This is a genomic window from Endozoicomonas gorgoniicola, assembly GCF_025562715.2.
GTDB lineage: Bacteria > Pseudomonadota > Gammaproteobacteria > Pseudomonadales > Endozoicomonadaceae > Endozoicomonas_A > Endozoicomonas_A gorgoniicola.
Window position 1 is genome coordinate 2,431,477 of record NZ_JAPFCC010000001.1, and the last position, 11,919, is coordinate 2,443,395.

Here is an 11,919-nt window from a genome sequence, read left to right on the forward strand (position 1 = left end):
TAAACAATGTTTAAACGACTGCTAGATATTCTTGGTTCATTAACAGCCTTAATACTGTTCAGCCCAATAATGGCCTATACCGCCTGGAAGGTTTCAAAAACCATGGGTTCTCCGGTACTGTTCAGACAAACTCGCCCAGGCAAAGACGGCAAGCCCTTTGAAATGGTTAAGTTCCGTACAATGAAAGATGCCAATGGCCCTGATGGAAAACCGCTACCTGATGAAGATCGCATAACCCCTTTCGGTAGCTTTATGCGGCGCACCAGCCTTGATGAGCTTCCTGAGTTCTGGAATGTTCTCAAAGGTGATATGAGCCTGGTTGGGCCAAGGCCGTTATTAATGCAGTATTTGCCGCTCTACTCCAAAGAGCAATACCGCCGCCATGAAATGAAACCGGGTATTACAGGATGGGCACAGGTGAATGGCCGCAATGCGATCTCCTGGGAAGAAAAGTTCAAACTGGATGTCTGGTATATTGATAATCAGTCTGTCTGGCTTGATATAAAGATACTATTTTTAACTGTAAAAAAGGTATTGTTCAAGGAAGATATAAGTCATGGAGAAGAAGCAACGATGCCTGAGTTTTTAGGAAGTAGGAGTAAAGAAAATGATTGATTCATTATTTGGTGTATATGGTGCAAGTGGTTTTGGGCGAGAAGTTATGCCCCTTGCCGCTAACTACCTAAATAAGCAGGGGATAAACCAAGAAAACCTGTATTTTATTGATGATTCAGTTGAAGAAAAAGAAATAAATGGTTACAAAGTCATAAAGTATTCTGAATTTAAAGAAAAAAAGGCCAATAAAAAATTTATTTCGCTTGCAATTGCAAATAACAAAATAAGAAATGAATTGGCAAACGCTTTACAAGAAGACGGCATTATATCTTGGAGCCTGCACCATGATAATGTAGTAAAGCTAGCAGAAGTAAGCATTAAGGAAGGCTATGTTTTATGTCCTTTTGTTTGTTTAACATCAAATATAAAAATCGGTAAGCATTTTCATGCAAATATTTATAGTTATGTTGGACACGATTGCACTATTGGTGATTTTGTAACTTTTGCACCAGGGGTAAAATGCAACGGCAATATAATCATAGAAGATAATGTCTATATAGGTACAGGGGCAATAATTAAGCAAGGAAAACCCAACAGGCCTTTGATTATAGGTAAAGGTGCTGTAGTTGGAATGGGTGCGGTCGTAACAAAGAATGTTCCCGAAGGGGATACTGTGATAGGTAACCCAGCAAAAACTCTTTCTCGAAAAAGCCTTAGGGGGTAACTAATTGTGAGCAGTTTAACTACATTAATTGATAATGCAGATATTGATCAAATAGTTGTTGGCATGAGTGCTTCGTACTCTCAAACTATAACCGATGCAGACATTAAGTCATATGCAGGTTTATCTGGAGATAACAACCCTGTACATATGAGCTCTGAATATGCAGAGGAGTCACGTTTTGGAAGAAGGATTGCCCATGGACTCTTTTCAGCTGGCTTTTTTTCAGCATTATTTGGTACCAGGCTTCCAGGACCAGGCTGTGTTTATGTTTCTCAAAGTTTAAACTTCAAACGACCTGTTTATATGGAAGATACAGTGACCGCTACTGTTACAGTCACTGAAGTAGATATTAAAAGGCAAAGAATTTACTTTGATACAATCTGTAAAGTTAAAAATAAAGTCGTGATTGATGGAAAGGCTGAAATATATATTCCTAAAAAAAAATAATTAGATAAAGGTTATTAACTTTTAAGAGTTTAATTTTTACTCTGTGAATCAAAGCATATTGTAGTTGCAACTCTTGTACAAATTTGTCATAGCTAAAAACAAATTGTCAAATAAAGCTAAGTACTAGACAGATAGTTTTTAACCCAAATCGTATGATTCACCACAGAGGCACAGAGAAGGCGATAATTGCTCCACGGTAACTGCTCCATGCGTTACCCTACCTCCTGCATCCATGCAGTCGTGCATTTTCGACACTTCCGCCTTCCATGGCGGTCGCACAGAATTTTTTAGCTTTTAAAAGAAAAGCTTTTCCTCTGTGCTCTCTGTGCCTCTGTGGTGAAAAAAATCCTGCCGTTTTTCACTATTACGATCAACAAGATGCTTAACACAAAATTCTCCCCCTGGCCTTCTTTCACTCAGGAAGAGGCTGATGCTGTCTCCAGCGTTTTACTTTCCAACAAAGTCAATTACTGGACAGGAACAGAAGGCCGTGAATTTGAAAAAGAATTTGCGTTCTACTGCCAAACAGAATATGCCATTGCTGTTGCCAACGGCACGCTGGCACTCGATCTGGCCTTAAAAGCCATTGATATTCAACCTGGTGATGAAGTGATTGTTACTTCTCGCACTTTCCTCGCCTCTGCCAGCTCCATTGTGACTGCCGGGGCGAAGCCGGTTTTCGCCGATGTTGATGCCGATAGCCAGAATATTACTGCTGAAACCATAGAAGCCGTAATGACAGATAAAACCCGTGCGATTATTTGTGTCCATCTGGCAGGCTGGCCCTGTGATATGGACAGCATTATGGCGTTGGCTGATAAGCATAATCTGTTTGTTATAGAAGATTGTGCCCAGGCTCACGGTGCTAAATATAAAGGTAAACCGGTTGGCGGTATTGGTCATGTGGGTGCCTGGTCCTTCTGTCAGGACAAGATTATGACCACCGGTGGTGAAGGCGGTATGGTCACCACGAATGACCGAACCTTATGGGATAAGATGTGGTCCTACAAAGATCATGGCAAGTCTTATGATGCCATTTACCATAAGCAGCACCCTCCTGGTTTTCGCTGGTTGCATGAGTCTTTTGGTACTAACTGGCGGTTGACAGAAATGCAGTCTGCCATTGGCCGTATTCAGCTTCAACGTATGCCGGAGTGGACAAGTTTACGCCAGCAGTATGCAGCTGCTATCGAAGCGGCTTGTAATGAGTTTGATGCTTTGCGTGTACCGGAAAAACCGTCTGATATTGAGCATGCCTGTTATAAGCACTATGTATTTGTTCGGCCTGAGCAATTAAATGAAGGCTGGGATCGGGATCGTATTGTTAACGAAATTGCTGCCCGTGGCGTACCTTGTTTTCAGGGCTCCTGCTCTGAGGTTTACCTTGAGAAAGCATTTGATAATACCGATTTCCGGCCAGCTGAGCGTTTACCCGTTGCTAAAGCGCTGGGTGAAACCAGCTTGATGTTTCTTGTTCACCCTACCCTGACCGGTGCAGAAATTGAAAAGACCTGCGAAGTTATCCACGAAGTCATGACCCTTGCGAGTTGATTGGCCTACCTCTTTTATATTTTATGTTCACCACAAAGGCACAGAGGAGTCGAAAATTGCTCCTCGGTAACTGCTCCATGCGTTACCCTACCTCCTGCATCCATGCAGTCGTGCATTTTCGACACTTCCGCCATCCATGGCGGTCGCACAGAGTTTTTTGTTTTTGCTAAAAAATGACATCCATACATAAAGCTTGTACCTGAATAGCCATTAAAAATTTTTCTCAGAAAAAGTTTTTCCTCTGTGCCTCTGTGGTGAACAAAAACTTCCTAAAAATACGACACCTGACACTATGAGAAATAAGCTGCTTGCGCTCACCCGGTTCCAGAAACGGCTGGTGACCCTGAGTTTTGATATCCTGTTGATCTGGTTTTCACTGTTCACAGTGTATTGCTTTCGATTTGGCTTTGAAACGCTATTTGCCAACCACCTGATATCACTATTTCAAATGTGTTTATTGGCTCCGGTGATAGCACTGCCTGTTTATATACGAATGGGGCTTTATCGTGCTGTTCTGCGTTATATGGGGCCACAGGTTTCTTTTACGATTCTCCGCGCTTCTTTATTTTCTTTCCTGGGGCTAACGGCAGCGATTTTTTTGTTAGACCTTGATGATGTTCCCCGCAGCGTACCCGCACTTTACTGGCTTGTTTCCGCTTTGCTGCTGGGGTTAAGCCGTTACGCTGCACGTTACTGGCTGATGGGCTATCGCCTTAAAGATATCATGCTCTCCACGGTGACTCCTTCGAGAAAAAAGGTTGGGCATAAGGAGCAGGGTGTTCCGGTTGCTATCTATGGTGCAGGGGAAGCGGGAGCACAACTGGTAGAGTCTCTGGATAATTCAAGAGAATACCGGCCTGTCGCCTTTATCGATGATGATGCCGCCATGCACGGGCGTTTTCTGGCGGGTAAGCAGGTGTATAGCCCGGACTGTATTGAGGCATTGGTTGAGGAAAATGGTGCTGAAGAATTTCTGCTTGCTATTCCTTCAGCCAAACGTCAGCGACGGCAGGAGATAGTGAAATCTCTGGAGTGCTTTGGCCTGCCCATAAAAACCATACCAGGCATTAAAGATCTGGCCAGTGGTCGTTTTAAGATGCAGGAAATTCAGGACGTTGATATTGGTGATGTGCTTGGCCGGGAGGAAGTGAAGCCCATTCAGGAATTGATTGAGAAACATATTACCGGCAGGGTGGTGATGGTCACGGGTGCCGGTGGCTCTATCGGTTCAGAAATGGCAAGGCAAGCCCTGGTCCGTAAGCCGACAACACTGATTTTGCTGGAGCATTCAGAATATAACCTGTATGCCATCGACCGGGAATTACAAACCACCATTCGTAAACAGGGCGTTGAGGTCAGGATCGTGGCTGTTCTGGGTTCAATTAATGACCCGGCTCGCCTTGTGGATGTTATGCGTACTTATAAGGTTGAAACCCTTTATCATGCGGCTGCTTATAAACATGTACCCATGGTGCAATACAATGTGTCGCAGGGGTTGCGTAACAATGTGCTGGGAACGCTGTATACCGCCCAGGCGGCCATTGCCTGCGGCGTGAAGAACTTTGTATTAATCTCTACCGATAAGGCCGTTCGTCCTACCAATGTTATGGGGGCTTCAAAACGGTTGGCTGAAATGGTGTTGCAGGCGCTGAGTAATGAAGGTCAGGTGCCGTTTTATCATGCCCATTTGTTCGGGTTAGAGGGAACGCAAACCGTTGCCAACAATACCCGTTTTACCATGGTGCGTTTTGGTAATGTGCTGGGTTCCAGCGGGTCGGTTATTCCTGTATTCCGTGAACAAATTCGTTTGGGCGGCCCTGTTACTGTGACTCACCCGGAAATCAACCGTTACTTTATGACGATTCCTGAAGCGGCCCAGCTGGTGATTCAGGCCGGAGCCATGGGTCAGGGTGGTGATGTTTTTGTATTGGAAATGGGCAAGCCCGTTAAAATCGTTGATTTGGCGAAGCGAATGGTGTCGCTATCAGGGTTAACGGTTAAAGATGAATATAACCCTGATGGGGATATTGAGATAGCGTTCAGCGGCCTTCGTCCCGGTGAAAAGCTCTATGAGGAGCTGTTAATCGGTGACAATGTTACGGAGACAGATCACCCCCGGATCTGTCGAGCAACTGAAGAAATGCTGCCTTGGCTGGCGTTGCATGATGCACTCAATCAGATTATGGCTACCCTGGGCGACCACCGCTACAAAATTACTCGAGAGCTACTTTTGAGGTATGTAAATGGTTATCGACCCAGTGGTAACGTTGTGGACTGGCTTTATAAACAGCCGGAACATGCTGTAGAGCCTGATCAGGTTGCCTGAATGCTCAGGCAGCTGGCAGCGATTGAGCAGAAATCTACTGTCAGGGCTTAACTTAAATTTGTTGGTTTACTGTCTTGAAAGTGGGTTCACACACATGCTTGGCTAGAATGAGCGTTTCACGGGAGGCCAGAATATGCAGCACTCACAGAATACAGGCCACACCTGCTCAATAGTTAGAATGGAATTTTAATGATCAAAAAATGTCTTTTCCCCGCCGCCGGCTACGGAACCCGTTTCCTGCCAGCGACCAAGTCCATGCCCAAAGAGATGAGTTTAAGGCTATGTTCGACGTGATTGTTTCTAACCGGATGATGGACGAACTGAGCGATGTGGCGAGAAAAGTCTATACCCTTGATTTGTTTGGTTCGGATTGACGAATCTTCCGGCCTCCCATAGCCCCGCTTCATCAGGTTTTACAAATGGTGCCATGGGTTCAGTAGTTTTACCCCTGTTTGCTCAAAGTCCTGAATGTTTCGGGTAACCACGGTCATTTGGTGAACGATAGCGGTGGCTGCAATCATGGCATCTCGTTCAGACTTCGGGTTTGGGACGTGCAGTTGGGCGCAGGTAAGGGCAATTCTGGTATCCAAGGGAAGGATTCTGCCCTCAAAGGCAGGCAGCAGGCGTTGTTTTATCCATGCCCTGAGTACTCCGCCCTGCTCTGGGTCTTTCCTGATTTTGAGCAGGATGCCCATTTCGATTTCCAGAATGGTGATGGCTGACAGGTAGAGTTCATTCGGTGCAACGGTTTTTGCCCACTCGCTTACTGACAGGCTCCCTTTACCTGAGCCGCACTTGCGTAGCACAGGCACAACGTTGGTATCAAGCAGGTACATCACGAAAAATCCGCTGGTTTCAGGAAGCTGTTTTCAAGAGGTTCGACTTCGAAATCGGTATTTTCTGCTTCAGGCATCGCCAGCAATTCAAGGATACTGGCTGCGTTACGGGTAATTAACTGATATTCATCAATATTAAGCAGCACATGGGTAATGCTGCCCCTGTCGGTAATAAATACAGGCTGTTTCATTGCGGATCGTTTGGCTTCTGTGACATTCTGATTAAATGCCCGCGATGATATGGTGGTTATGCTCATTGTTGTGCTCCTGTCAGGCTTGTTTGTAGTAATGTAGCTACATTTTTTTGGTTTCCAAACCATGATGGGTATTCCAGCGCATTCGGCCACCAATTCCGGTAACATCCGGCCACCTGTTCCAGTGTATCCGGCCACCCCTCTTCGGAGCGTAGCGACGCATCGGATAGCAGCTTAGGACGTAAGTTCTGAATTTGCCAGTTTTGACTGTTTCTTGCGCAGGGAGTCGCCCTTCAGTGGCACCCGGTGAGCGTTGTGAATCAGCCTGTCCAGAATGGCATCTGCCAGTGTTGGATCGCCGATCAATTCATGCCAGTGATCTACCGGCATCTGACTGGTGACCAGGGTGCTTTTTACATTGTGCCGGTCTTCTACTATTTCTAACAGGTCACGTCGTTGGCTTTCTGTCAGAGTTGATAGACCCCAGTCGTCTAAAAGAAGAAGGTCAGTTTTTGCCAGTGCTGTCATCAGTTTCACATAGCGACCGTCAGCCCTTGCCAAGTTCAGATCTTGCAGTAATCTCGGCAGCCTGAGGTACTGCACTGTGTACCCATCCCGGCAGGCCTTTTGTGCCATTGCACAGGCTAGCCAGGTTTTTCCCACACCTGTCGGCCCTGTAATGATCACGTTCTGATGCTCCCGTATCCAGTGGCTGGATAACAACTGCTGTATCTGGTCTCGTTTAAGACCACGGGGGTGACGATAGTCTATGTCTTCCATGCGGGCATCATGACGTAGTCGTGCTTTTTTAAGCCTTGTTTTTAAACGCCGGTTATCCCTTGCGGTCACTTCACGGTCAATCATTAAGCCGAGCCGCTCATCAAAGGACAGCTGCTCTATATCCGGACTTTTAAGCTGCTCATCCAATGCTTCGAGCATACCGGTAAGCTTCAGAGCCTGAAGCTTTTCCATCGTAGGGTTCATTAACATTTTTATTCTCCTGTCGTCGTTAGTTAAAGTAGTCTGAACCCCGAAGGTTCTCGTGCTCATCAGGCAACAACGTCTCTGTCTCCAGTTCCGGAAGCGGTTGCTGATCGAGATTGTGCTTCAGGATTGACTCTATGCTCCGGTAAGTGCAGGTGTCTGCATAAAGTGCACGACGACAGGCGTTTTCAAGTCGGTCATTACCGTAGCCTTTGGCTAAACGGATGATGCCCTGACAACTTCGGTAACTCTGTTCAGGATAACGCCGTGTTGCAAGGACGCGCTGGATGACGGCTGCGGTTTCAGGTCCGATTTTTGCCGCCCAGCTTTGCATTCGCTCTGGTGTCCACTCGGCATATTTACGGTGCTTTTCCGGCATGTGGCTGGCTTGAGTAGTATGCCTGCCCTTATGCTGCGAACGCCGGTGGCTGGCGACTCTTTGCCCCTTATGGAAGCACTCAATCGTCTGACTGGTCATGCGTATACTTAATTGCTTTTTGACCAGCTGATAAGGGACCGAGTAGTAGTGTTTGTCGACCTCTACGTGGTAGTCAATATGTACTCGTGCCTCTTTCCATTCTGCGTATTGATAACGCATTTCAGGCAGTGGGCGCAGTGCAGGCTTATCAAGAGAATCAAACAATGAGCGACGGCTGCCGGACAGTTTCTGGAACGGTTGGTTATTCAGTTCTGTCAGTAACCCTGCAATAGCCTCATTGAGTGAAGCCAGAGAGAAGAATGTCTGGTGACGTAAACGCGCCAGTATCCACCGTTCAACTATCTGGACAGCAGACTCGACCTTACCTTTATCTTTGGGGGATCGTACCCGCGCAGGTACGACAGCGACATTATAATGTTCGGCCAGGTCTTGATAAGTAGGATTGATCTCAGGCTCATAACGATGAGGATGCTTCACGCCACTTTTCAGGTTGTCCGGCACCAGGTTATTGGGTACTCCACCCAGGTATTCAAAGGTACGCACGTGAGAGCCTATCCAGTCTGGCAAGGACTGAGATAATGTGGCTTCTGCATAGGTGTAACTGGAGGCACCAAGCGTCGCAATAAACACCTGCGCCTGCTGAACCTCCCCTGTGTGCTGATTAACGACAGGAACCGTCTGTCCAGCGTAATCGATGAACAGCTTGTCGCCTGCAATATGATTTTGGCGCATAACAACATCAAGATGCGTTCGCCACTCTCTGTAGCGGTCACTGAACCAACTGTACTGATAGCCGTCAGGATGATTGGTCTTGTATTCCTGCCAGAGTACCATCAGGGTGACACCGGACTTGCGAAGTTCCTGATGAATTTCGCTCCAGTCTGGCAAGGCCAGTTGCCGTTTTGAGGCAGGCGGCTGAACGGGAAACAGTTGTTGATCCAGTGTCGTCTCATCCAGATTAGACGACAAAGGCCATTCCAGTCCGGAAGCAGCAAACCGGTTAAGGTAATCACTGACGGTTGCTCTGGAAATATTGCAGCTACTGGCAATCTTCCGGATGCTGAGTTGGTGCTCGAATTTGAGCCTGAGTACTTCACGAATTTTGCGCATGGGCAGTCTCTTCATGATGCTATCCACTCGTCCTTGAGGAGGTCTCAAGCTTGAGGGTAGCGGTGAATTATGGGACTGCGCCACTGGTCGGTAAGGGGGTGGCCGGATGTAACGGAATCAGTGGCCGGATACTAACGGAATGGGTGGCCGAATGTAAGCGGAATCGGTGGCCGGATGGCTCCGGAATACCCACCATGAGTTGAGCGCATCGTAACCACTACGTCGTATTCCTGATTCCACAGGCCAGACGTTACCCAGCCATTAGGAATTTGGATAAGAGGCTCTGGGAAGTTCGTATTAGCTTATCAGGAGGGAGAATAGCCAGGGTGCTGTTCACTGTAAATGGAACTGAAATGGTACTTCTGCACGGTTTTATCAAAAAGTCTCAGAAGACACCGTCTGGTGAGTTAGAGCTGGCGAAAGCACGTTGCCACGATGTGTCAGGAAAATAAAGGAGATTCATAATGAGCAATCCCCATATAGGTAGTAGCTTTGACGACTTTCTTTCTGAAGAGGGGGTTTTGTCTGAGTGTCAGGCGGAAGCCATGAAGCGGGTTATTGCCTGGCAGATCTGCGAATATCTGAAAACAGAAGGAGTCAATAAATCTGCCTTCGCACGGATATTGGGCACCAGTCGTTCGCAGTTAGACCGGCTGCTTGACCCTGAAAACACCAGCTTGAATCTGAAAACCCTGTCGAATGCGGCTTCCGCGATGGGCAAGAGGCTGGAATTGAGACTGGTTTGATTGCGTAAGATTTATTTTTGTTAGACTCTTCGGCAATCTCAGTGTGCATTCTCAAAATACATGTCACACCTGCTTAATAGTTAGAATGGAATTTTGATGATTAAAAAGTGTCTTTTCCCCGCCGCTGGCTATGGAACCCGTTTCCTGCCAGCGACCAAGTCCATGCCCAAAGAGATGATGCCTATCGTCAGCAAGCCGCTGATTGAATACGGTGTCGAAGAAGCTCTGCAGGCGGGTATGAACGACATCTGTATTGTAACCGGTCGTGGCAAGCGAGCCCTGGAAGACCACTTCGATGCCAACTTCGAGCTGGAGCACCAGATTTCCGGTACGTCCAAGGAAGAGTTACTGAATGGCATTCGCAGCATTATTGATGAGTGTACGTTCTCTTATACCCGTCAACGTGAAATGAAAGGTCTGGGTCATGCGGTCCTGAGTGGTCAGACCCTGGTGGGCGACCAGCCTTTCGGTGTGGTACTGGCCGATGACCTGTGCATCAACGATGCAGGCGAAGGTGTTTTGGCGCAGATGGCGCAGCTTTACAAGCAGTTCCGTTGCAGCATTGTGGCGGTAATGGAAGTACCGGAAGAGGAAGTTCATAAGTACGGTGTTATTGCCGGTCAGGCGATTTCCGATGACCTTATCCGTGTTGAGAATATGGTTGAAAAACCCGCCAGAGAAGACGCGCCAAGCAACCTGGCCATCATTGGTCGCTATATTCTGACTCCGGATATCTTTGACCTGATTGCCGACACCCAGCCGGGTGCAGGCGGTGAAATCCAGATCACCGATGCGCTGCTGGCTCAGGCTCAGCGTGGGTGTGTTCTGGCTTATAAGTTTAAGGGGAAGCGGTTTGATTGTGGGAGTATTGAAGGGTTTATTGAAGCTACCAATTATTGTTATGACAGGCTCGCGTAGCGAGCTTTTTTTCGTGGCCCGTAGCCCGTAGCCCGTAGCCCGTAGCCCGAAGCCCGAAGCCCGAAGCCCGAAGCCCGAAGCCCGAGAGTCATTTTTAACCTTTATTTTAATCAACCATTTATAGACGTAGTTAAAGCTTCCTGCACTTAATTCTGTCCACCCACATAACCTAAAACGGGCTACGGGTCACGGGTCACGGGTCACGGGCTACGGACTACGGACTACGGGAAGCAAAAAAAACATGGATATCATTCAAATCATCGCCCTGTCCCTAATCCAGGGCATCACCGAATTCCTGCCGATCTCCAGCTCGGCACATCTTATTCTTCCGGCGCAGTTGCTGGACTGGCCGGATCAGGGCATTGCTTTTGATGCGGCGGTACACATTGGTACGCTGGCAGCGGTTATGCTGTATTTCCGCAAGGATATCTGGCTGCTGATCCGCGACTGGACATTATCTCTGGCGGGTAAGGGTACAACCCAACACAGCAAAATGGCCTGGTATGTGGGTCTTGCTACTTTTCCAGCGGTTATCTTTGGTTTCTGGATGAAAGCCACTGGTGTTGACGAAATACTGCGTTCGACCACGGTGATTATGATCACCACACTCCTGTTCGGTGCTTTGATGGGGGTGGCGGATTATTTTGGCAAGCGCAAAATTCCTCTGGAAAAGATCAACCTGAAAACAGCCATGATGATTGGTTTAGCTCAGGCGATTTCCCTGATTCCTGGTACATCCCGTTCCGGCATCACTATTACGGCGGCGTTAATGCTGGGCTTCAAGCGTGAAGCGGCTGCTCGTTTTTCCTTTCTGTTGTCGATTCCGGTGACGTTGGGTGCCAGTCTGCTGGTTATCCTTGACCTGATTAAATCGACGGAAGTGATTATGTGGGGAGAGCTGGTGAGTGGTGCGCTCCTTTCCGGTGTCAGCGCCATGCTCTGTATTCACTTCTTTCTGGGTATGATCAGTCGTATGGGGTTGATGCCGTTTGTCGTGTATCGCCTTGGGCTGGGCCTGGTGCTTCTGTTCCTGATCTGACCCAAAGCGTTTTTTCATAAAGCCAGTCCTTGCTGTTTGATGTGGGGGCT

The 11,919-nt window shown here is 47.5% G+C and carries 14 protein-coding genes; 10 read left to right on the top strand and 4 right to left on the bottom strand.

The genetic code is table 11. From position 1 onward, the window contains the following. Positions 1-6: 6 nt before the first annotated feature. The 6 genes from NX722_RS11055 to NX722_RS11080 all read left to right on the top strand — a co-directional run bounded on the left by NX722_RS11055 (position 7) and on the right by NX722_RS11080 (position 5,977). Positions 7-615 carry a sugar transferase gene (locus NX722_RS11055; RefSeq protein WP_262568024.1) on the top strand — a complete coding sequence of 203 codons (609 nt, stop codon included), beginning with the start codon at positions 7-9 and terminating at the stop codon, positions 613-615. Further along, the gene (locus NX722_RS11060; protein ID WP_262568025.1) at positions 608-1,279 is read left to right on the top strand and encodes an acetyltransferase; all 672 of its coding nucleotides are present in this window, start codon (positions 608-610) and stop codon (positions 1,277-1,279) included. Before NX722_RS11055 ends, NX722_RS11060 begins: the two co-directional genes overlap by 8 nt. 6 nt (positions 1,280-1,285) lie before the next feature. Continuing rightward, on the top strand, positions 1,286-1,726 hold the full coding sequence (locus tag NX722_RS11065; RefSeq protein ID WP_262568026.1) for a MaoC family dehydratase: 441 nt from the start codon (positions 1,286-1,288) through the stop codon (positions 1,724-1,726). Positions 1,727-2,104: 378 nt separating this feature from the next. After that, positions 2,105-3,277, top strand: coding sequence for a DegT/DnrJ/EryC1/StrS family aminotransferase (locus tag NX722_RS11070; RefSeq protein WP_262568027.1), 1,173 nt, complete (start codon positions 2,105-2,107; stop codon positions 3,275-3,277). A 292-nt stretch (positions 3,278-3,569) separates the two neighbouring features. Further along, entirely contained in the window at positions 3,570-5,603 is a 2,034-nt protein-coding gene (locus NX722_RS11075) for a polysaccharide biosynthesis protein (protein ID WP_262568028.1), read from the top strand. Positions 5,604-5,803: 200 nt separating this feature from the next. Further along, positions 5,804-5,977, top strand: coding sequence for a hypothetical protein (locus NX722_RS11080; RefSeq protein ID WP_262568029.1), 174 nt, complete (start codon positions 5,804-5,806; stop codon positions 5,975-5,977). A gap of 39 nt (positions 5,978-6,016) precedes the next feature. On the opposite strand, the gene NX722_RS11085 is transcribed toward NX722_RS11080, so the two are convergent. From NX722_RS11085 to istA, 4 genes are all read right to left on the bottom strand, one after another. Next, positions 6,017-6,439, bottom strand: coding sequence for a type II toxin-antitoxin system VapC family toxin (locus tag NX722_RS11085; protein ID WP_262568030.1), 423 nt, complete (start codon positions 6,437-6,439; stop codon positions 6,017-6,019). Continuing rightward, positions 6,439-6,696: a type II toxin-antitoxin system Phd/YefM family antitoxin gene (locus NX722_RS11090; RefSeq protein WP_262568031.1), complete on the bottom strand. Its 258-nt coding sequence runs from the start codon at positions 6,694-6,696 to the stop codon at positions 6,439-6,441. Before NX722_RS11090 ends, NX722_RS11085 begins: the two co-directional genes overlap by 1 nt. Positions 6,697-6,867: 171 nt before the next feature. Next, complete coding sequence (istB, locus tag NX722_RS11095) at positions 6,868-7,623, bottom strand: IS21-like element helper ATPase IstB (RefSeq protein WP_262568032.1); 756 nt, start codon at positions 7,621-7,623, stop codon at positions 6,868-6,870. A 19-nt stretch (positions 7,624-7,642) separates the two neighbouring features. Beyond that, complete coding sequence (istA, locus tag NX722_RS11100; protein WP_262564039.1) at positions 7,643-9,181, bottom strand: IS21 family transposase; 1,539 nt, start codon at positions 9,179-9,181, stop codon at positions 7,643-7,645. Positions 9,182-9,426: 245 nt separating this feature from the next. Here istA and NX722_RS11105 point away from each other — a divergent pair, with 245 nt between their 5' ends. From NX722_RS11105 to NX722_RS11120, 4 genes are all read left to right on the top strand, one after another. Continuing rightward, entirely contained in the window at positions 9,427-9,618 is a 192-nt protein-coding gene (locus NX722_RS11105) for a type II toxin-antitoxin system RelE/ParE family toxin (protein WP_262568645.1), read from the top strand. 12 nt (positions 9,619-9,630) lie between these two features. Next, positions 9,631-9,912, top strand: a complete 282-nt coding sequence (locus tag NX722_RS11110; protein WP_262568033.1) for a helix-turn-helix domain-containing protein — start codon at positions 9,631-9,633, stop codon at positions 9,910-9,912. A gap of 96 nt (positions 9,913-10,008) precedes the next feature. Further along, the gene (galU, locus tag NX722_RS11115; RefSeq protein WP_262568034.1) at positions 10,009-10,830 is read left to right on the top strand and encodes a UTP--glucose-1-phosphate uridylyltransferase GalU; all 822 of its coding nucleotides are present in this window, start codon (positions 10,009-10,011) and stop codon (positions 10,828-10,830) included. A 241-nt stretch (positions 10,831-11,071) separates the two neighbouring features. After that, a complete protein-coding gene (locus tag NX722_RS11120) occupies positions 11,072-11,869 on the top strand; it encodes an undecaprenyl-diphosphate phosphatase (protein WP_262568035.1) in 798 nt (265 codons plus the stop codon). The last annotated feature ends 50 nt before the right edge of the window (positions 11,870-11,919 follow it).